Below are 17,838 nucleotides of genomic sequence, written 5' to 3' on the forward strand. Positions count from 1 at the left end.
GGGTGTGCGAGAGCTAATTTTTCCGCGTGCGTGCGCCGGGTGCCGCGTGCCCGGCCAAGTACTGTGCTCGCAGTGTCGGGAGCACCTGCGCCAGCCTCCCTATCCGGTAAATCGCCCGCGACCGTTGGGCGCGCCGGTATTTGCCCTTGGGCCCTACTCCGATATTCGCCGCAACATCGTCATTAGCATGAAGGAACAGGGCAATAGGCAGGTGCGCGACTATATCGGTGCGGTGGTGGCTGCGGGCGTCGCCCACTTGTTTGCTCGCGGGGAGATTCCCCGCGAACTATGTCTGGTGCCGGCACCTACTCGGCGTCGCTCAGCGCGCATGCGCGGCGGCGATCCCGTTACAGCCGTGTGTGAGGGTGCGGCGCGACACCAGCAGAGCCTGCGGGTATGCGCGGTGCTTTCCATGGGCGCGGATACCGTGGACCAATCTGAGCTGAATGCGCAGGATAGATGGGCAAACCTGCAGGGGCGAGTGAGGGTTAGCGCCCCGGTGAGCGGTGCACCGGCGCTGCTAGTCGATGACGTTATAACCACCGGCGCCACCCTAGCGGCCAGCATCGCGTCACTGCGTGCCGCAGGCGCCACAGTTTACGGAGCGTTGGCTTTCGCAGAGGCTTGAGGTACATCAGATGGTGGGGTGTACGGCATTACCCCCTACTGCCATGAGGTCATAACCACTGGTATTATTAAAGCTATCACAGAGGAATAGTTACTGTGATTGTTTCTAGTCCCCACAACCAAAGGGAGGCATCTCAATGTCCCAGCCAAATAAAGCTCAGGTAACAATTTCGGGCCGTAACGTTGATGTACCGGAACACTTTCAGGAGCGCGTCAATGAGAAGCTGGCGAAGATTGAACGCCTAGATCCCACATTGACTTTCTTCCACGTGGAATTGCAGCACGAACCCAACCCACGCCGCGAAGCAGAGTCTGATCGCATCCAGATTACCGCGACCGGCAAGGGCCACATTGCCCGTGCAGAGGCCAAGGAAGACTCCTTCTATGCAGCGCTGGAAACCGCGATGGGTAAAATGGAACGCTCCTTGCGTAAGGTGAAGGTGCGCCGCGAATATGTCAAGGGCGGCCACCGTGCGCACAAGGGTACCGGCGAAATCGCCGCCGAGATGGTAGCGGAAGCAGAAGCGCAGCGTGCTAAGGAAGAGCGCTTGGTCGATCCATATGCGGAGACCGTCGAGGATGTTCGCCCCGGCCAGATCGTGCGCACCAAAGAACACCCGGCTACCCCAATGAGCGTGGATGATGCCTTGAGTGAAATGGAATTGGTCGGCCACGATTTCTTCCTCTTCGTCAACGAGGAAAACAACAAGCCGTCTGTGGTTTACCGTCGCCACGCGTTCGATTACGGCATTATCTCCTTGTCTGAGGGCTCCGAAGGCTAAAATCCCGTGTTTACCTAGAGCGCTAAATCTTTTGCTCCCCCTTCCTGCCGGTCGCGCCACCGCTCGATGAGACCGGGAAGGGGGATTCGTCATGCTGTGAGATATCCATTTTCTGATTGCTCTTTGTGTGAAATTACTATCGCTTAAGGGCGGGTAGAACACAATAAGGTCAGTGGCGTGAGTACAATTACCGGAAGTTAACTAATATGTCGCGACAAGAAGGACTAACGAATAGTGTTTGGACTTTCCAAGCTGCTGCGCGCGGGCGAGGGCCGTACGGTCAAGCGCCTGGGCAAAATTGCAGACGATGTAATTGCACTCGAGGACAAGTACGCGGAACTTTCGGACGATGAGCTAAAGGCTAAGACTGACGAGTTCAAAACTCGTCTTAAGAACGGCGAAGAAAAAAACGACATCTTGCTCGATGCCTTCGCTACCGTCCGCGAAGCCGCTTGGCGCGTCCTGGGGCAAAAGCACTATCCCGTGCAGATCATGGGCGGTGCAGCCCTGCACTTTGGCAACGTTGCGGAGATGCGCACCGGTGAGGGTAAGACCCTGACTTCCTTGTTGCCCGCTTATCTCAACGCTTTGGACGGTGAAGGTGTACATATCGTCACGGTCAATGACTATCTGGCCAAGCGCGACGCTGAGATGATGGGCCGTGTGCACCGCTGGCTAGGCCTTTCCGTGGGCGTTATCTTGTCCGAAATGCGCCCGCAAGAGCGCGAGGAAGCCTATAACTGCGACATCACCTACGGCACCAATAATGAGCTGGGCTTTGATTACTTGCGCGATAACATGGTGCGTACCCTCAATGATGTAGTTCAGCGTGGACACAACTTCTGCATCGTGGATGAGGTGGACTCGATTCTTATCGATGAAGCCCGTACCCCGCTGATCATTTCCGGCCCTGTTGATGGATCCTCCCAATTCTATAGCGTCTTTGCGCAGCTGGCGCCGCGCATGCGCGAGGGAATCCACTATGAGGTAGACCATAAAAAGCGCACCATTGGTGTCTTGGAAGAGGGTGTGGAGTACGTCGAGGATCAGCTCGGCATTGATAATCTCTACGCGCCTGAGCACTCCCAATTGGTCTCTTACCTCAATAATGCGTTGAAAGCCAAGGAGCTTTTTGCCCGCGATAAGGACTACATCGTACGCAATGGTGAAGTGATGATCGTGGATAGCTTTACCGGCCGCGTCTTGGGCGGACGGCGTTACAACGAGGGCATGCACCAGGCCATTGAGGCTAAGGAACATGTTGAGATCAAAAACGAAAACCAGACGCTGGCGACCGTTACTCTGCAAAACTTCTTCCGCTTATATAAGAAAATCTCCGGTATGACCGGTACCGCGGAAACGGAAGCCGCGGAGCTGCACTCCATCTACGGGCTGGATGTGGTTCCTATTCCTACCAATAAGCCAAACCAGCGCACCGACCACTCGGACCGCATTTATAAGACGCAAGAGGCGAAATTTGCCGCCGTGGTGGACGATATTGCAGAACATGTCGAAAACGGCCAGCCGGTCTTGGTTGGCACTACCTCGGTAGAGCGCTCCGAATACCTGTCGCAGCTGCTCACCAAGCGTGGCGTGCAGCACAACGTGCTCAACGCCAAGCATCACGAGGAAGAAGGCCAGATTATTGCCCGTGCGGGCCGCCCCGGTACCGTGACCGTGGCAACTAACATGGCTGGCCGTGGTACCGATATCGTGCTCGGCGGTAACCCGGAAGTCATCCTCGATGAGAAGCTCCGCGAGCGCGGCCTTGACCCTTTCGAGGATGAGGAAAAATACCAGGAGGCCTGGGAAGCCGAAATTGATAGCGAAAAAGAGCGCTCGAAGCGCTTGGGCGATGAAGTGCGCGAATCCGGTGGGCTCTATGTCTTGGGTACCGAGCGCCACGAATCCCGCCGTATTGATAACCAGCTGCGCGGTCGTACCGGCCGTCAGGGCGACCCGGGCGAGACGCGGTTTTATTTGTCCATGCGCGATGAGTTGATGGTGCGATTTGTGGGCCAGTCCATGGAACACATGATGAACCGCCTCAACGTGCCTGATGATGTCCCCATCGAGGCGAAGATGGTCTCCAACTCCATTAAGGGTGCCCAGGCACAGGTGGAGAACCAAAACTTCGAAATGCGCAAGAACGTGCTGAAGTACGATGAGGTGCTCAATGAGCAGCGCAAGGTGGTCTACTCCACGCGCTATTCCATTCTTGATGCCGATGACATTAAGGGCGATATTCGCACCATGATCGATGACACGGTCTCTGCCTACGTTGCTGGGGCTACCGCTACCGGTTATGTCGAGGACTGGAACCTCGAGGAACTCTGGAACGCCCTTGAGGCGCTATATGGCCCCACGATGACGGCAGAGGAACTAGTAGAAGGCTCAGAGTACGGCTCGCCTGGCGAGCTCACTGCGGAGCAGCTGCGCGATGCCCTCGTCAGCGATGCGAACCAGGAGTACGGCAAGCTGGAGGAATCCGTGGCTGCCATTGGTGGAGACAAGCAGATGCGCAATACCGAGCGCATGGTCATCCTGCCTATCATCGACCAGAAATGGCGCGAGCACCTTTACGAGATGGACTACCTCAAGGAGGGCATCGGCCTCCGAGCAATGGCACAGCGCGACCCACTGGTGGAATACCAGAAAGAGGGTGGCGATATGTTCAACGCCATGAACGAGGCCGTGAAGGAAGAAACCGTGCGCCAGTTGTTCATGCTGCGCAAGCAGTTCAAGCAGCAGGAAGAAAACCAAGAATCCGGTAGTGACGAGGGTTCTGGGCCGGCAGGCCAAGAAACCGTAGAAGCATAAAGCGTTAGCGCTTTTTCGCGCCCCTTTCTCCTTCTTGCTCCGTGTACACGAGGCGGGATAGGTGGAAGGGGCGCTGTCATTTTTATAACAGACGAAATGAACGCAGTCCCTGGTCCGTGGCGGAGCCGGTGAAGGCGTGGCGCTCAGTGCCGATGACCGCGGAGCCAAAGTATTCACCATTCGGCCTCGCGTGCAAGCTAGTAAGGCGCAAAGCATCGGTGTCATAGGGACTGTGTCTGCGTCGCTGGTGGATCCACGAGCCAATGTGTACGCGAATGGAATCTGAAAAACGCGGGGAGTTGAGGTGGGCAAGCGGGCGGTAGCCGGCGGCGACCTCAAGGATGAATACCACCCAGGCCTGGATATGGTGTTGGGCGGCGACTTCTGCCGTAGTGGGTAAGCGGCCGTAATGGATGCGGTCTGGGGCGATATACAGCTTGAGATGGGAGTAGCCGGGAATGGGCTCGTACATGGTGAAATGAGTGCTCCTGCAGCACAGGGCAGGAGGCGAACGCGTGATAATTATCTCATGGGCGCGCTCCGCGCGCTATTTCTGGCAGTTTCCTGTAAGAGTCGGGCGAGAATACGAGTGCAGTTCGCTATACTTTCGGGAGTTACAAAGAATTCGTTTACTGAAGGATTAAATGCATGCGTGGTCTCATCGTTGACTATGTCGGCGTCCTCGATGGCGCTGACGAAGATAATCGCCGCTGGAAGGCTCTGCTTTCGGCGGCAAAGGCAAATGGTGCCGCAACCGCGATCTTGTCTAATGACCCGGGAGGTTCCGGCGCTGAGCATATTCGCGAGTGGGAATACCGCGGCAATGTCGATGCCGTGGTGTTATCTGGTGAAATCGGGGCGGAGAAGCCGGAAGTTGCGGCATTCCAAGCGGCTGCCGATGCCCTCGATCTGCCCCTGAGTGATTGTGTCATGGTCGATGACTCGATTCTCAACGTGCGGGCCGCTGTGGATGCCGGAATGGTCGGTTTCTTGTTTACTAGTTTCGACCGCGTGGCCGTAGAAATTCAAGCCGTGTTCGATATTGAAGGGGAATTTTAGTGGCTCAAGCCCGCGTCTACATTCCGGCGACCTATGCCATGCTGGCGGAGCTCGCAGAGACAGGTACGCTCGCGGCACGTTCCGGGTGGGGATTCATGGTCACCCCGGCCCTGCGGGATTTTTATACTGCGGGGGATGAAGAAGAGATCGCCTATTCCGCATTCCTCGAAGCCTCCATGGCCTCGCTGCGCCTGTTGAGCATTGGCGATGAGGACACGTTCCCGCACCGGCGCGTGGTTATATCCATCGACGTTGATGACACCGCGGTCACCCCGCGCCCAGATTTGGGTGAGCCGGTGGTTGAGCTTCAGCCAGCGCAGTTTGGTACCGATAATCTCGCTGCCATTCACATCGATATTGAAGAATCCGAAGATGCGACCGCTAAGGCTATTGAGGCCATCGATTCTGCGGATTTAGGCGACGAGGACGCGGAACTTGCAGTGGGTGATGCCCTGGACAACTTCATGGCTTTCTACCACCCCACGGAGCTCCCTTTCCTCGTCGAGTTGCTGTAGGCTGCTCTAGCTTTCCCACTCCACATTGGTGCGCAGGGCCTGCAGCAGCCCGCGTACCGCATCGCGGCGGCGGGCGGTGGCGGTTCCCTCGGGAATAATCTCTGGATCATCGAGCCCACATTCCGGATCTGCTGGTGGTCCAGCATGCGTACAGCCGCGTGGGCACTCCTCAATAGCTGCGGCGAGGTCCTCGAAGACGCCGAGGACGGTATCCGCGTCCACGTGCGCCAGCCCAAAAGAGCGAATGCCTGGGGTGTCGATGATCCAGCCGGCCCGAGACTTGGTACCGGGGGCGTCGGTGGGTAAGGGGAGGGCCACCGATTGTGTTGAGGTATGCCGGCCCTTCCCGATACCCGATACTTCCCCCGTTTTCCTATCCGCATCTGGAACCAGCCGGTTGACCAGCGTGGATTTGCCTACCCCGGAATGCCCGATGAGCGCGGTAATGTGGCCATCTACCTGCGCACGCACGGCGTGTAGGCCGTCCTCGACTCCAGCTTCGACCACCGTGACATCCAAATCGGCGAACTCCTCTGCAAAGGGTGTTGGGTCCGCAAGATCTGTCTTGGTAAGGCACAAAATTGGGCGCAGGTTACCCACGAAAGCCGCAATCAAGGCGCGTTCTACAAAGCCGGACCGTGGGGGCGGGTCGGCCACGGCGGAAACGATGAGCAATTGATCGGCATTGGCCACCACGATGCGCTCATAGGGATCCGTGTCATCGGCGGTGCGGCGCAACACGGAGCTACGATCCACCAGCTTGACGATGCGCGCCAGCGTGTCCTTAGCACCAGAGGTATCACCCACCACGCCGACGCGGTCACCGACCTCGATGGCGGTGCGGCCGAGTTCGCGGGCGCGCATGGCGGTGACCTGGGGGCCATCGTCAAGCGCAACGCCCCACCGCCCCCGGTCTTTGGTAATTACCATGCCGTACTTGGCATTTTTGTGCTTGGGTCGATCCTTGGTGCGCGGGCGTGAACCCTTTCCGGGGCGCACGCGCACATCAGATTCATCAAAGGCACCGAAACGTCTAGCCATGTATATCCTGTTGGTTGGGGTTGAGCATCGTTTCCCACATGCGGGCGAAACCCGGCAAGGTTTTGGAGGTGGTGGCAATATCCTCAATCTGGATACCAGGGACCTTTAAGCCCAGAATGGCGCCGGCGGTGGCCATGCGGTGATCTGCGTAGCACGGCCAGTCGCCGCCGTGGAGCTCGGCGGGGTCGATCACCAGGCCATCGTCCAGCTCGGTGACCCTACCACCCAGTGCATTGATATTCGCCGCGAGCGCGTGCAAACGGTCGGTCTCGTGGCCGCGCAGGTGAGCGATGCCTGTAAGCCGGGACGGCGTTTGCGCAAGCGCGCACAGGGCCGCAATGGTGGGGGTAAGCTCCCCGATATCGCTCATATTGCGCTCGATGCCGTGTAGCTTCCCCGCCGGGTTGCCCTGCACAGTCACGCCATTGTGCTCCTGGGTTACCATTGGCCCCATATCCACCAGGATCTGACGGATAGCATCGCCTGGCTGAGTGGTATCTGCAGGCCAGTTCTTGATGGTCAAGCGCCCGCCGGTGACCGCCGCTGCGGCGAGGAATGGCGTGGCATTGGATAGATCCGGCTCGATGAACCATTCCCGGCCGGAGATTGGGCCTGGGTGTACCGTCCAGGTGTTTTTGTCCGAATCCACCCGCACTCCAGCCTGGCGTAGCATGCCCACCGTCATTTCCACGTGCGGCATGGACGGCAGGTGGCTGCCCTCGTGCGTGAGCTGGATGCCGTGGGAAAAGCGCGCGCCGCTCAGTAGCAGGCCGGAGACGAACTGGGAAGAAGCAGAGGCATCGATGGTGACTTGGCCGCCTTCAGGCACGCCGTTGGAGGACACCGTAAAGGGCAAACTATCGCCTTCCACATCAACGCCGAGGCTGCGTAGCGCATTCAGCGTGGTGGACATGGGGCGTTTATAAGCCTGTTTATCGCCATCGACGCGCACCGGGCCATCCGCTAAGGCTGCGACCGGCGGCACAAAACGCATCACCGTGCCGGCCAGCCCGCAATCCACCGTGGCACCGTGCAGCTTCCCTGGCTGGACATGGATATCGGCGCCGTCATGAGTAAAGCGAACCCCCATGGCACTGAGCGCATCCTCCATTAGCTGCGTATCGCGCGATACCAGCGGTGCGCGCAGGATGGACGGGGAATCAGCCAGCGCGGCCAGGATGAAGGCGCGATTAGTAATCGATTTCGATCCTGGTACCTGGTGTTCCCCCGTAACGGGGCTGGTAGCCAGCGGGGCGGTCCAAGGTTGAGACATAGTGTCCATAATAGAGGGCATGTGCGGAAGATTCGTTCTTTTTACCGAGTCCCTCCTTAATGAGGTGGGAAACCTCCCGGGTGTCCGGGAAGTTCACGCCCCACATGGCACGCCCGGACCGCGATATAATATTGCTCCGACTCAACCTATTCCCGTCGTGCGCGTGCGCGAGGAGCTAGCGAAAGTCGATCCCGCCCGGTGGGCGCTCTTGCCACAGTGGAAGAAAGACTTAGATGGCCCGCCGCTTTTTAATGCCCGGGCGGAATCGGTGGCGAGCAAGCCATCCTTTCGCGCCGCCTTTAAATCCCAGCGCTGCCTAATCCCGATGAACGGCTATTATGAGTGGCACAAGGATGGGGCCACCAAGACGCCGTACTTTGTTTACCTAGACCGCGGTTTGCTGTGGGCCGCGGGGCTCTGGGATACCGGGTTGGATCGGCTCTCTGCCACCATCGTGACTACTGCAGCTACCGAAGAGATGGAGTGGTTGCACCACAGGTTGCCACGATTTTTGGCGCCGGAGGAGATGCGCACCTGGCTCGAGGGCAGCGCCGACGAGGCCAAGGAGTTGCTCGTGCCCACGGGCCTGCGAGGGTTTGAGTATCACGCGGTGGATAAGGCCGTGGGCGCAGTCTCCAATGACTACCCGGAGTTACTCAGCCAGTAGATCAGCAAAATCGGCCCCGCACAAGCGCGCGAGATCTTCTGCATTGAGTTCAATATCTAGACCGCGCCGACCGCCGGAGATAAAGATAGTATCGAATAGCACTGCGGATTCCTCGATCACTGTGGGCAGTACATTCTTTTGGCCAAGCGGGGAAATGCCGCCATGCACGTACCCGGAGGATTTTTCGGCATCGTGCACCTGCGCCATGGTGGCCTTTGGCACGCCTAGGGCGGCGGCTGCCTTCTTGAGACTCAAATGGTGCGTGGTGGGAATCACGCACACTGCCAACTCACGGCGGGGTCCTTTGCCCGCGGTGAGATCGATAATGAGCGTTTTCAGTACACGCTCAGGCTCTACTCCTAAGGCCGCCGCGGCGTGATCACCAAAGTGATCCTTGCCCGCCGCAAAGGTGGATATAGAGTGTTTGACCCCGGTGTTTTCAATGACTTTCAGGGCCGGCGTGGCGGCGTGCGGTGACTTTTTCGGCATATAAGAATTTTAACGCGAGACGTTAGGATGGATTATGTGGTTAAAGAAACAGTGAGCGAGAAGGAGCTGCAGCGCCGCTTTGAGAAGGAAGCGCTCCCGCTACTTGATCAGCTCTATGGCGGCGCGCTGCGCATGACGCGAAACCCGCAGGACGCGGAAGACTTGGTGCAGGAGACTTATCTGAAGGCTTATAAGTCTTTTCATTCCTTTAAACAGGGAACGAACCTGAAGGCATGGCTGTATCGCATCATGACCAATAACTACATTAACTCCTACCGCAAGGCGAAGCGGCGCCCCACCGAGTCCTCTGCTGATGATTTGAGTGATTTTCAGCTCTATACCACCGCGGGGCACGATTCCACCGGCTTGGAATCCGCCGAGGTGGCAGCGCTCAAAGAGATGCCGGATAGGTCCATTTCGCAGGCCATTAATGATTTGCCGGAGGATTACCGGATGGTGGTCTACTACTCCGATGTGGAGGGCTTAGCGTATAAGGAAATCGCCGAGATCATGGATACCCCGCTGGGAACGGTGATGTCCCGGCTACACCGTGGAAGAAAAATACTGCGCAAGGCGTTGAAGCACGTAGCACGTGAGCAAGGAATTGGATTAGAGCACCCGGACATGGAGGAGAGGTAATGGAAGGCACAACCGAAAAGAACTGTGGTGCGTGCAGCTCCACCGAGGTGCAGAACCTATTTTGCGAGCTTCTCGATGATTCCACGACCTATGCCCGTGCTCTTGCCATTCGCGAGCACATCGCCCAATGCGATTTCTGTCAGCAACGCCTCGAGCGCGAAGAACTCGTCCGATCCCTCGTACGCAATTGCTGTGCAGGCCAAGCTAAAGCGCCGCACTCTTTGCGCCGCCGCATCTCGATAGAAATTTTGGAGATCGAATCCCGTTCGTAAAAGCGTCATTTAGGACTGAGAACGCCTTGCAACAAGAGTCGAGGCACTTCGTACTGCTGTATTTCCTCTTCCAGCTCAGAAGCATACATACACACCGTCAGGCCCCCTCTGCCGGAGCGGTGCTGGGGAAAAACTTTTCCACAGGATCGCACTTGCGGCGGCTAACCCAAGAGTCAAACCCCACCACACGCCCTGGGGACCTAATGCGAGTGGATAGGCAAATAGTAGGGGCCTCACCCTGGCCTGTCCATTTTCTGGGGTCATGTCCGGCCCCGACTGGTAAATACGCATCCTGCGAATAGTTGAAGAACGGGTTCTGATTTTCGGGTTGGTACCTATCTGGTGGTACTAGCGCTAGTTTTTCTGAATTCGCTGGCGGTAGTAATCACGATCGGCTTCTTGCATGTGAGCAAATTCCATGAGTACCCCCGGCCAGATGGGATACGTATCGATAAGGTTTTCTGCGATGTTTAACAACGGTGAAAAAGCGATCTCGCCCCATCTGATTCCTATGCCTACTCTTTCGGAGTAGGCCGTGCTACTTAAAGGGCCAATTGCCCACTGACTCCCTGACATCGCATTCATCCATGTGCCGTTGATAGCGAGGATGCGGGATACTTTCTCTTCATAGCTGTGTTTAGAGTTTAAGATTTCGAGTACGATCTCGAAGGGAAACTCTTTTGTGCCATCGGTGACCTGCTTGCGCTGAAGAGGCGTCAACTCTGCAAGTGTCGTGGGGACTGTTGTTGAAAGGAAGTCTTCCAGCCTATTTCCGAATTGTCGATGATATCCGTCAAACCACATGAGGTTCCTTTCGGGTTATGCAGGGGGTAGAATCCAGGCCCCTGATCCTTTTTTAAAGTTCTATCGAAAAAGCAGGTTGCGGATTAAGTCCAGTATGCAGTATTTTGCCGTGCTCTTAGAAGATCGAGTGTATTCCAGCATTCACTTTCTAAAGGAAGAATTGGCTGTTGTGTCCTGAGGCTTCAAGATTCGGCTCTGTGCGGTGGAACAGAGACGTTGTTGAAGTGAAGAAGGAAAGACTCGCTGCCCCGAGGATTATTATGCGCCTAGATCGGTTTCTGGTGTCAGCAAGATGTAGCATGTCTTTACTCCATCTTTTCGTCCGGTGCACGCCTTAGTGGGACCATTGTGCTAAATGGTGAAGATTTTTACGTTTCAGACCGGAGGAGACGACCGTTTGGGCCTAACCCCCGGCGTGTCAACCACATAGCTGTAGCCTTTCGTGACCGCTGCGACAAATACCTAGATTTCAACCCCGCACACAACCAACTTGACACGTTGCTTCGAGGGAAGTTGTGACCGATGCCCCGATATGGACCAGTAGTAGCAAACCAAAATGAGCGGCCTGGTCGCTACTAATCCGAGAGTCGGATTTCTAATAGAAACATTAAAACCCGGTCGTACGGGTTCTTAAGGTGAACTGGTACGAACCGGGCTTTAATGGTGCTGTAGTTATGCGCCAGGACGCTTGCCGTGATTAGCAGACTTCTTCCGGCGATCCTTGCGCTTGCGACCACGCTTGCTCATTGCGCACTCCTTCGTTGAGGGTTTTTGAACTTCATTCAACTGTAACGGCTTAGGATGCCGAAAAGAAAATTGGGTCGGGGTTAAGAGTCTCGAATGCCGTGCCTTTAGGCGGACACGCGTGAACGTCCACGGCCCCGGTTGCGGCGACGCTTGAGGGCGCGGCGCTCTTCCTCGGACAGCCCGCCCCAAACACCGGCGTCGAGGCCGGACTCGAGAGCCCAGTTGAGGCAAGAAGAAGCTACGGGGCAGCGGTTACAAACTAGTTTTGCTTTAGCGATCTGAGTAAGAGCAGGGCCGGAGTTGCCTACAGGGAAGAACAGCTCTGGGTTTTCGTCGCGGCAAACAGCTTGATGGCGCCAATCCATGATTGATATCTCCTAACAAATTTTCGACAGCAGTAAATACGAGCGCAATCCGTGCGAGACAGGAGAGCACCTTGATTTTTAGGTGGTGTGTGAACTGGTTTGCTAGCAGTGGGGTCCGGTCTCGAGTTCGGGCCAGCGTCGCCGCCGCCTATGGTTCACAATCTGGTTACCTGAAGTTTCCCTCAGGTTATGAAGAGGTTTACGTCCTCTTTCTTTTTGCTACTCAAGAATCATGACATGTTTACCTGATCGCCGCTAGGGTTTGAGGCCAAAATGTGTTAAAAGTCACCTAAATGGACGAGGTGTGGGGGGTGATAAATGCCACGATTAACTTTTAAAGAAGCCTGTGAGAACCACTGTGAGCTGCAGCTACAGATGCTATGTGGTGAGTGTGGTTACGCAGACACCGTCAAATCTCCCTTTGTAGCCCCTGCCCCCGCGCTCCTGCAGGCAACTTCGAGCCCGGTCCTAGGGGCACGGAAAAAATCTGCGCCGGATTAGTAGACTGTGGTTTTGTGTCCAAGCAGAACAAACACCAGGTAAATAAACAGCAGCGAGAACAGTCAGTAACCCCCGCGATCACACCGCCAAGTGCCCCGCGGGCGGTGCTTGTCGGCGCTGGAATTGCCACGGTCCAATCTATCGCGGTTATTGGTTTTGGCATTTTCCTTATCGTGCGTAAAGCGATGGGTGCGGAAAATGCGTCGATGGTCTCTGATTCCGGCTCGGGAAGCTTTGTGGGGCTTGGCACCGCCATCTTCATCTTCATCGTCTTTGGTTTCGTCATCGCGGGAGCCTGGGCCATGGTGAAAGGAAAGCGATGGGGAAGAGGTGCCGTAGTACTGGTAGAGCTCATCCTAGGCGCGAGCGCGTTTCAAATGTATAGCGGTGGATCCCCGGTATTGGGAACTATCACCCTGCTAAGCGCGGTCGCGGTGCTGTATCTCTTGATGTTCCGGCGCGAGTCCTCGGAGTGGTCTGCCTCGAACTTCTAAGGGCCACTCGCGCGGGGCTGCTCGGGCGGGGTCGCGAGTGGCGCTCGCTTATTCGCTGCTCAGGCCGACGATGGTATCGCCGCGGGTTTCAACAATGGTCTCGCCCGCCAACGTGAGATGGACAGGCCCGCGGTAGTCGCTACGGTCGACGTCGATTTCGCGCAGTACCTCACCGGTAGACCAGTTCACCACTGCTATGCCCTGGGCAGTTGGCATTAGCATATTCCCGGCCACTGAGATTGGGGTGCCGATGGCACCATCAACGACGTGATCGACCCGCAAATCACTGGGGGTCAGAAGGTAGAGGCGCTGTCCATCAAACCACGTCATATGGTGGGGGAGATCCGCTACTGCCGGGGAGAAAGGGCTGGTACGGGAATCCAGGGCGGTGGACGGCTTTACTGGAGTAGAAGAAAGTTTCTCTCCCTGGTTGTTATAGGACTCAATGTGGGGTTTCGGGCCGGGAACATAGACTGCGGCGGCGTCCTGGCCCACCGCAATAAGACGCGCCCCATCGCCTTCCAAGGACACATCGGCATCCATTTCTGGTTCCCGGGAGTCTTCCGGGGTGGTGGCTTGAAACCTTAACCAGGTGGTATGTGATTCATCTGGGCACGATTCCGTGAGCGCCAAGTTTTCGGTACGGGTCAGAGCCGAAGAAATGGTGCACTCTTCGTGCGGTTGCTTTTGCGCTTCTTGCTTGGCCTCCACGTCGCCGTATTCCACTGTGCGTACGAGATCGGAGCGCCATAGATCGATTCGGCCGGTGGAAACGGTGCCTACCCGGTCATTGGATTGTACGGGTACAACTTTTTCTGAATTGACAGCGCTACGCGTAGAGTCATATTCACCTGTCGCGGCGTCGATGGCAACGGTATCTCCGCAGCCTAAGCCCGTGTGATAGGTAGCAACCACCTTGCCCCAGGCGGTCGAAAGCGAGCAGAGATCAGCATCGCGGCGGGTATAGGTCCAGGCCGTGGAACCATCGCCGTTGGTGGCGATGAGCGCGTCACCGTCGTGGCTAATGCTCAAACCATGGGCGGAAATGGCGCGGTATTGGCCGGGTACGAGTTGATTGGGCAGGCTGTAGGCGGTGGTGAGGGAGGACGGGACATCGGCAAGCACCGCGGCATCTGTGTCCCCCGGGACCGCCACTTGGCGCAGGTCCGCTTGGTGAATATTGGCGGTAGCGATGGTGCCGCCCACTGCGATGGCGCAGAGAGCGCCGATAATACCGGTGGCCTTCCAATCCGCAGCGGTAGCCCGCAAGATAGGGGTCTTAGTCATCGGTCACCTCCTCTGGGCTTGCCATTACCACGCCGGGACCGTGACCGGGATTGTGCCGCGGACCGCTTGTGTGCCGGAAGCTGTCCGATCACGTTGGTGGCGGGTCCCACCTTTTCCTGTGCATCAGCGGGTATGGACAACGCCTGGGCGAGCTCTGGAGAGGTGGAAAACCATTGCGGTGGGGTGGCGGTGCCTAGGCCCAGTTCATCGTTGATGACCTGCCACTTTGCTAGTTCATCGTAGCCCACTAAGGTGACAGCGGTGCCGGTATGTCCGGCCCGGCCGGTGCGGCCGATGCGGTGGATAAACGTCATGGGATCATCGGGAACCTGATAGTTGATGACATGAGTGACATCATCAACGTCGATCCCACGGGCAGCAATATCGGTGGCGACGAGAATATCTACCTCACCTGCGCGGAAGGCCTGCAGGGATTTCTCCCGGGACTTTTGGGTCAAGTCACCGTGCACGGCGCCGACACGGAAGCCGCGCTGCGCAAGGTCATCGGCTAATTGTGCGGCCGAGCGTTTGGTGCGGGTAAAGATGATGCTGCGGCCCCGGCCTTCGGCTTGCAGGATATGCGCGATGACGGGCACTTTGTCCATGCGATGGGCCTGGAAGGTGACCTTGCGGGTGGTTTCGTGCGTGATCTCATCTGCATCTGATTCGGCGCGGATGTGTACGGGCTTGTTCATGAACTGGCGCGAAAGGTTCAAAATTGCGCCGGGCATGGTGGCAGAAAACAGCATTGTCTGGTGTACATTTCCATCCAGCGCTTCCAAAATGGCCTCTATTGAGGGTAAAAAGCCTAGGTCCAGCATCTCATCGGCTTCATCGAGTACCACGATCGCAACGTGGCGCAGCACCAGGTCTCCGCGTTCGTGCAGATCGAGCAGGCGGCCTGGCGTCCCGATGACCACATCGACGCCCCTCTGGAGAAGCTCAATTTGCTCCTCGTAAAGGCGCCCACCGTAGATGGCGGCAAGGCGCACGGGCAGGTGTGCGGCCGCGTCCTGTAGATCCGCGGTGACCTGCTGGGCTAGCTCGCGGGTGGGCACAACGATGAGTGCCCGCGGCGTCCCATCCAGTGGGGCAATATCCGCGTCATCAAACACGCGATCAAGCAGTGGCACACCAAAGCCAAAGGTCTTGCCCATGCCGGTGCGCGCCTGGCCAATGAGGTCTTGGCCATTGAGCGCAATGGGCAGGGTTAACTCCTGGATTGCAAAGGTTCGCGCGATGCCACGGTCAGCGAGTCCATCGCAGATTTCGGCGGCGACGCCGAGCTCTGCGAAGGTCGGTGGCTGGGTTTTTATGACAGACACACCTTGATACTAGCCGGGATGGTTATAGTGGGGCCATTGGCATGTAGGAAATCTAGTGAAGGAGGATATTTATGGATATCAAGTTTGGTTTTGCAGATACTCCGCGGGAGCTGATTGTGAGCTCCACTAGCGAGCAGGCGGAGCTCACACAAAAGATTAATAGCGCTCTGGCGGAAAACTCCACGGTGGAGCTGGAAGATGACAAGGGCCGCAAGTATCTCGTACGCACGGACCGCGTGGTGTACGTAGAGGTAGGTCCCGCTAAGAAGCAGTCCGTTGGCTTTGCTGGCGCCTAAGCTTGGGGCGTCAGAAGGTTCGCTAATTCAGTTTTTGAGTAGCTAACCGGGTACCCTCAATTCCTATGGACAGTAGGCAGAATCGCAAGGCTCAGCAGCCCGATGAGCGAATCCCGGATAACCCGCACCCGCTGGTCCGGTTCGCGCATTCCTACGGCTGGTGGCGTGTGGTGGCTATCCCCGTGATGGTAGTGCTTACTATCTGGGTCATCGTGGATATCGTGGCTGGCTTTTCGGCTGATGACAACCGCGATGCATCCAGCGCGGAGACCACCGTTGCTGCCACTCCTACCCATCCGGATCTCATGGGTCCCGACCCTGCGAACGCCGAGGCGGTAGAGCGTGAGATTAACAAGATGCCCCCTGGAGGTGACTTCACGAAGAAGGGCAACGGCACTTTTCATGGCATCGGCCGCCCCGGCGCGGTAGCCGGCGAGGGCGGAGAAAAGAGGGTGCGTTATTCCATCGAGATAGAAGATGGGATCGATACCGCTGCCTACGGCGGTGATGATGCCTTCGCCGCAATGGTGGAGGCAACTCTTGCGGATCCGCGCGGGTGGACCGCCCAAGGGGACTTCGAATTCGAGCACGTCGCCTCCACAGACAATCCCGATACTCGCATCCAGCTTACTTCTGTGGGTACGGCTGCGGAGCTTTGTGGTGAGAAGATCGAAACGGAAACCTCCTGCCATACCACGCTTACCGGCGAATCCACCACCATCATTAATGAGGCGCGGTGGGTGCGCGGGGCAACGCCCTTTGAAGGTGATTTAGGCAATTACCGTCAATACGTCATCAACCACGAATTGGGTCATGCCATTGGCTACGCCTCCCACCAGCAGTGCGGCGGCGAGGGTAAATTGGCCCCGGTGATGATGCAGCAGACGCTAAGTTTGAACAATAAAGAATTGCATGACCGCAATCCCCAGGAGATTTACCCCGATGAGGATGTGACCTGCGACCCTAATCCGTGGCCGTACCCTAATCCGCGGCAAAAGGACCCCCACCAACCCCAATAAGGAGTACTGGATGCCGCTTCCTCCAGAGCATGTTTTAAGCGCCTTCCACGCGGAGACCGGAGTGACAGGGTCGCGCCGGGTCCAAGGCGATCAGCTGGGCCCGGTATGGGACAACGGCATTAAGGTTGGCGATGTGGTTTACTCTCAGGCCGGCCCCTTCGCGGCGTGGTCTGCTAAGGTGCGCGAAAAGCTCAGCGTGCCCGGCGCGCGGATATCGCGGCCCGTATTAGCGAGCGACGGGCGCCACACCGCCGCAGGGTGGAAGGCGACGCAGTTCCTGCCTGGGGAGGTCACCGGGCGCATCGATGAAGCGGCGCAAACGGCATTGCGCTTGGATGATGCGATGGCCAATGCACCTGCGCCTCCAGACACACACCGCGATGACGTTTTCGCCCGGGCGGAGCGTACCGCCTGGGCGGAGACGGGAGAGGCCTATGATAAAGCTGCGCTTGCCGATGTCCCCTTGGTCACCGCCCATACCGCCCTGTTGACCACCACCGTCTTTTATGGCGCGCATCCACCGGGGATCGTAGATCTTGTGCCGAGTCAATCAGTGCGTCCGGCGGGCTGGAGTGCCGCGCTCGTCATCGTGGATGGTTTAATCACCCAAGTGGTAGATGACGGCATTTGCCAGAGGTTTGGCCACGTGCCAGGCATGCAGGAGCTCTTATTGCGAGCGGTGTCCTATCGTCGGCATATCAACGATCTTAATCCGCGATCACTTTCAAATGTGCGTTCTAATATTGAGCGAGTGGAAGAGTTCCTTGTGTCTAGGGCGTCTGCGATACTGTGACGGTGACTTACAATCCCCATTCC

Annotated in this window: 21 protein-coding genes; 12 read left to right on the plus strand and 9 right to left on the minus strand. The window is 57.3% G+C overall.

The window, feature by feature from the left end; genetic code table 11:
- Positions 1 to 4 precede the first annotated feature (4 nt).
- From D9V82_RS07815 to secA, 3 genes are all read left to right on the plus strand, one after another.
- A complete protein-coding gene (locus D9V82_RS07815) occupies positions 5 to 628 on the plus strand; it encodes a ComF family protein (RefSeq protein ID WP_325168425.1) in 624 nt (207 codons plus the stop codon).
- A gap of 136 nt (positions 629 to 764) precedes the next feature.
- Positions 765 to 1,409, plus strand: coding sequence for a ribosome hibernation-promoting factor, HPF/YfiA family (hpf, locus tag D9V82_RS07820; protein ID WP_121911848.1), 645 nt, complete (start codon positions 765 to 767; stop codon positions 1,407 to 1,409).
- A gap of 234 nt (positions 1,410 to 1,643) precedes the next feature.
- Complete coding sequence (secA, locus tag D9V82_RS07825; RefSeq protein WP_121911849.1) at positions 1,644 to 4,229, plus strand: preprotein translocase subunit SecA; 2,586 nt, start codon at positions 1,644 to 1,646, stop codon at positions 4,227 to 4,229.
- An 82-nt stretch (positions 4,230 to 4,311) separates the two neighbouring features.
- Here secA and D9V82_RS07830 read toward each other — a convergent pair whose 3' ends face one another.
- Complete coding sequence (locus tag D9V82_RS07830; RefSeq protein ID WP_121911850.1) at positions 4,312 to 4,701, minus strand: hypothetical protein; 390 nt, start codon at positions 4,699 to 4,701, stop codon at positions 4,312 to 4,314.
- Between the two features lie 176 nt (positions 4,702 to 4,877).
- Between D9V82_RS07830 and D9V82_RS07835 the strand changes: the two genes are divergently transcribed.
- Together D9V82_RS07835 and D9V82_RS07840 are read left to right on the plus strand one after the other, a co-directional pair.
- On the plus strand, positions 4,878 to 5,288 hold the full coding sequence (locus tag D9V82_RS07835; protein WP_121911851.1) for an HAD-IA family hydrolase: 411 nt from the start codon (positions 4,878 to 4,880) through the stop codon (positions 5,286 to 5,288).
- Positions 5,288 to 5,803 carry a DUF6912 family protein gene (locus D9V82_RS07840; RefSeq protein WP_375231830.1) on the plus strand — a complete coding sequence of 172 codons (516 nt, stop codon included), beginning with the start codon at positions 5,288 to 5,290 and terminating at the stop codon, positions 5,801 to 5,803. The genes D9V82_RS07835 and D9V82_RS07840 overlap by 1 nt, the downstream gene beginning before the upstream one ends.
- A gap of 6 nt (positions 5,804 to 5,809) precedes the next feature.
- Here the strand turns inward: D9V82_RS07840 and rsgA are convergent, their stop codons facing one another.
- Entirely contained in the window at positions 5,810 to 6,844 is a 1,035-nt protein-coding gene (rsgA, locus tag D9V82_RS07845) for a ribosome small subunit-dependent GTPase A (protein ID WP_121911852.1), read from the minus strand.
- Entirely contained in the window at positions 6,837 to 8,138 is a 1,302-nt protein-coding gene (gene aroA, locus D9V82_RS07850; protein WP_121911853.1) for a 3-phosphoshikimate 1-carboxyvinyltransferase, read from the minus strand. Before aroA ends, rsgA begins: the two co-directional genes overlap by 8 nt.
- Between aroA and D9V82_RS07855 the strand changes: the two genes are divergently transcribed.
- Positions 8,137 to 8,784, plus strand: coding sequence for an SOS response-associated peptidase (locus tag D9V82_RS07855; protein ID WP_121911854.1), 648 nt, complete (start codon positions 8,137 to 8,139; stop codon positions 8,782 to 8,784). The two genes, aroA and D9V82_RS07855, sit on opposite strands and share 2 nt — an antisense overlap.
- Here D9V82_RS07855 and ybaK read toward each other — a convergent pair.
- Entirely contained in the window at positions 8,770 to 9,273 is a 504-nt protein-coding gene (gene ybaK, locus D9V82_RS07860) for a Cys-tRNA(Pro) deacylase (protein WP_121911855.1), read from the minus strand. The genes D9V82_RS07855 and ybaK overlap by 15 nt on opposite strands.
- A gap of 27 nt (positions 9,274 to 9,300) precedes the next feature.
- Between ybaK and D9V82_RS07865 the strand changes: the two genes are divergently transcribed.
- Entirely contained in the window at positions 9,301 to 9,912 is a 612-nt protein-coding gene (locus D9V82_RS07865) for a sigma-70 family RNA polymerase sigma factor (RefSeq protein WP_121911856.1), read from the plus strand.
- The gene (locus D9V82_RS07870) at positions 9,912 to 10,184 is read left to right on the plus strand and encodes an anti-sigma factor (RefSeq protein WP_121911857.1); all 273 of its coding nucleotides are present in this window, start codon (positions 9,912 to 9,914) and stop codon (positions 10,182 to 10,184) included. Before D9V82_RS07865 ends, D9V82_RS07870 begins: the two co-directional genes overlap by 1 nt.
- A 354-nt stretch (positions 10,185 to 10,538) precedes the next feature.
- Here D9V82_RS07870 and D9V82_RS07875 read toward each other — a convergent pair whose 3' ends face one another.
- The 3 genes from D9V82_RS07875 to D9V82_RS07880 form a co-directional block, all read right to left on the minus strand.
- A complete protein-coding gene (locus D9V82_RS07875; protein WP_121911858.1) occupies positions 10,539 to 10,988 on the minus strand; it encodes a hypothetical protein in 450 nt (149 codons plus the stop codon).
- A gap of 672 nt (positions 10,989 to 11,660) precedes the next feature.
- A complete protein-coding gene (locus D9V82_RS13105) occupies positions 11,661 to 11,735 on the minus strand; it encodes a 50S ribosomal protein bL37 (RefSeq protein WP_100067784.1) in 75 nt (24 codons plus the stop codon).
- 104 nt (positions 11,736 to 11,839) lie between these two features.
- Positions 11,840 to 12,100: a WhiB family transcriptional regulator gene (locus D9V82_RS07880; protein ID WP_121911859.1), complete on the minus strand. Its 261-nt coding sequence runs from the start codon at positions 12,098 to 12,100 to the stop codon at positions 11,840 to 11,842.
- A gap of 515 nt (positions 12,101 to 12,615) precedes the next feature.
- On the opposite strand from D9V82_RS07880, the gene D9V82_RS07885 reads away from it, so the two are divergent.
- Positions 12,616 to 13,095 carry a hypothetical protein gene (locus tag D9V82_RS07885; protein ID WP_167449757.1) on the plus strand — a complete coding sequence of 160 codons (480 nt, stop codon included), beginning with the start codon at positions 12,616 to 12,618 and terminating at the stop codon, positions 13,093 to 13,095.
- 48 nt (positions 13,096 to 13,143) lie between these two features.
- Here D9V82_RS07885 and D9V82_RS07890 read toward each other — a convergent pair whose 3' ends face one another.
- Both D9V82_RS07890 and D9V82_RS07895 read right to left on the minus strand, forming a co-directional pair.
- Positions 13,144 to 14,382 (minus strand): Rv3212 family protein, encoded by a 1,239-nt coding sequence (locus D9V82_RS07890; protein ID WP_121911860.1) that lies wholly within the window; start codon positions 14,380 to 14,382, stop codon positions 13,144 to 13,146.
- The gene (locus tag D9V82_RS07895; protein WP_121911861.1) at positions 14,379 to 15,707 is read right to left on the minus strand and encodes a DEAD/DEAH box helicase; all 1,329 of its coding nucleotides are present in this window, start codon (positions 15,705 to 15,707) and stop codon (positions 14,379 to 14,381) included. Before D9V82_RS07895 ends, D9V82_RS07890 begins: the two co-directional genes overlap by 4 nt.
- Before the next feature lie 71 nt (positions 15,708 to 15,778).
- Here D9V82_RS07895 and D9V82_RS07900 point away from each other — a divergent pair, with 71 nt between their 5' ends.
- The 3 genes from D9V82_RS07900 to D9V82_RS07910 all read left to right on the plus strand — a co-directional run bounded on the left by D9V82_RS07900 (position 15,779) and on the right by D9V82_RS07910 (position 17,815).
- Positions 15,779 to 16,003: a DUF3107 domain-containing protein gene (locus D9V82_RS07900; RefSeq protein ID WP_121911862.1), complete on the plus strand. Its 225-nt coding sequence runs from the start codon at positions 15,779 to 15,781 to the stop codon at positions 16,001 to 16,003.
- Positions 16,004 to 16,068: 65 nt separating this feature from the next.
- A complete protein-coding gene (locus D9V82_RS07905) occupies positions 16,069 to 17,022 on the plus strand; it encodes a DUF3152 domain-containing protein (RefSeq protein ID WP_121911863.1) in 954 nt (317 codons plus the stop codon).
- Positions 17,023 to 17,032: 10 nt separating this feature from the next.
- Positions 17,033 to 17,815: a hypothetical protein gene (locus tag D9V82_RS07910; RefSeq protein WP_121911864.1), complete on the plus strand. Its 783-nt coding sequence runs from the start codon at positions 17,033 to 17,035 to the stop codon at positions 17,813 to 17,815.
- The last annotated feature ends 23 nt before the right edge of the window (positions 17,816 to 17,838 follow it).

Source organism: Corynebacterium macginleyi (assembly GCF_003688935.1).
Taxonomy (GTDB): domain Bacteria; phylum Actinomycetota; class Actinomycetes; order Mycobacteriales; family Mycobacteriaceae; genus Corynebacterium; species Corynebacterium macginleyi.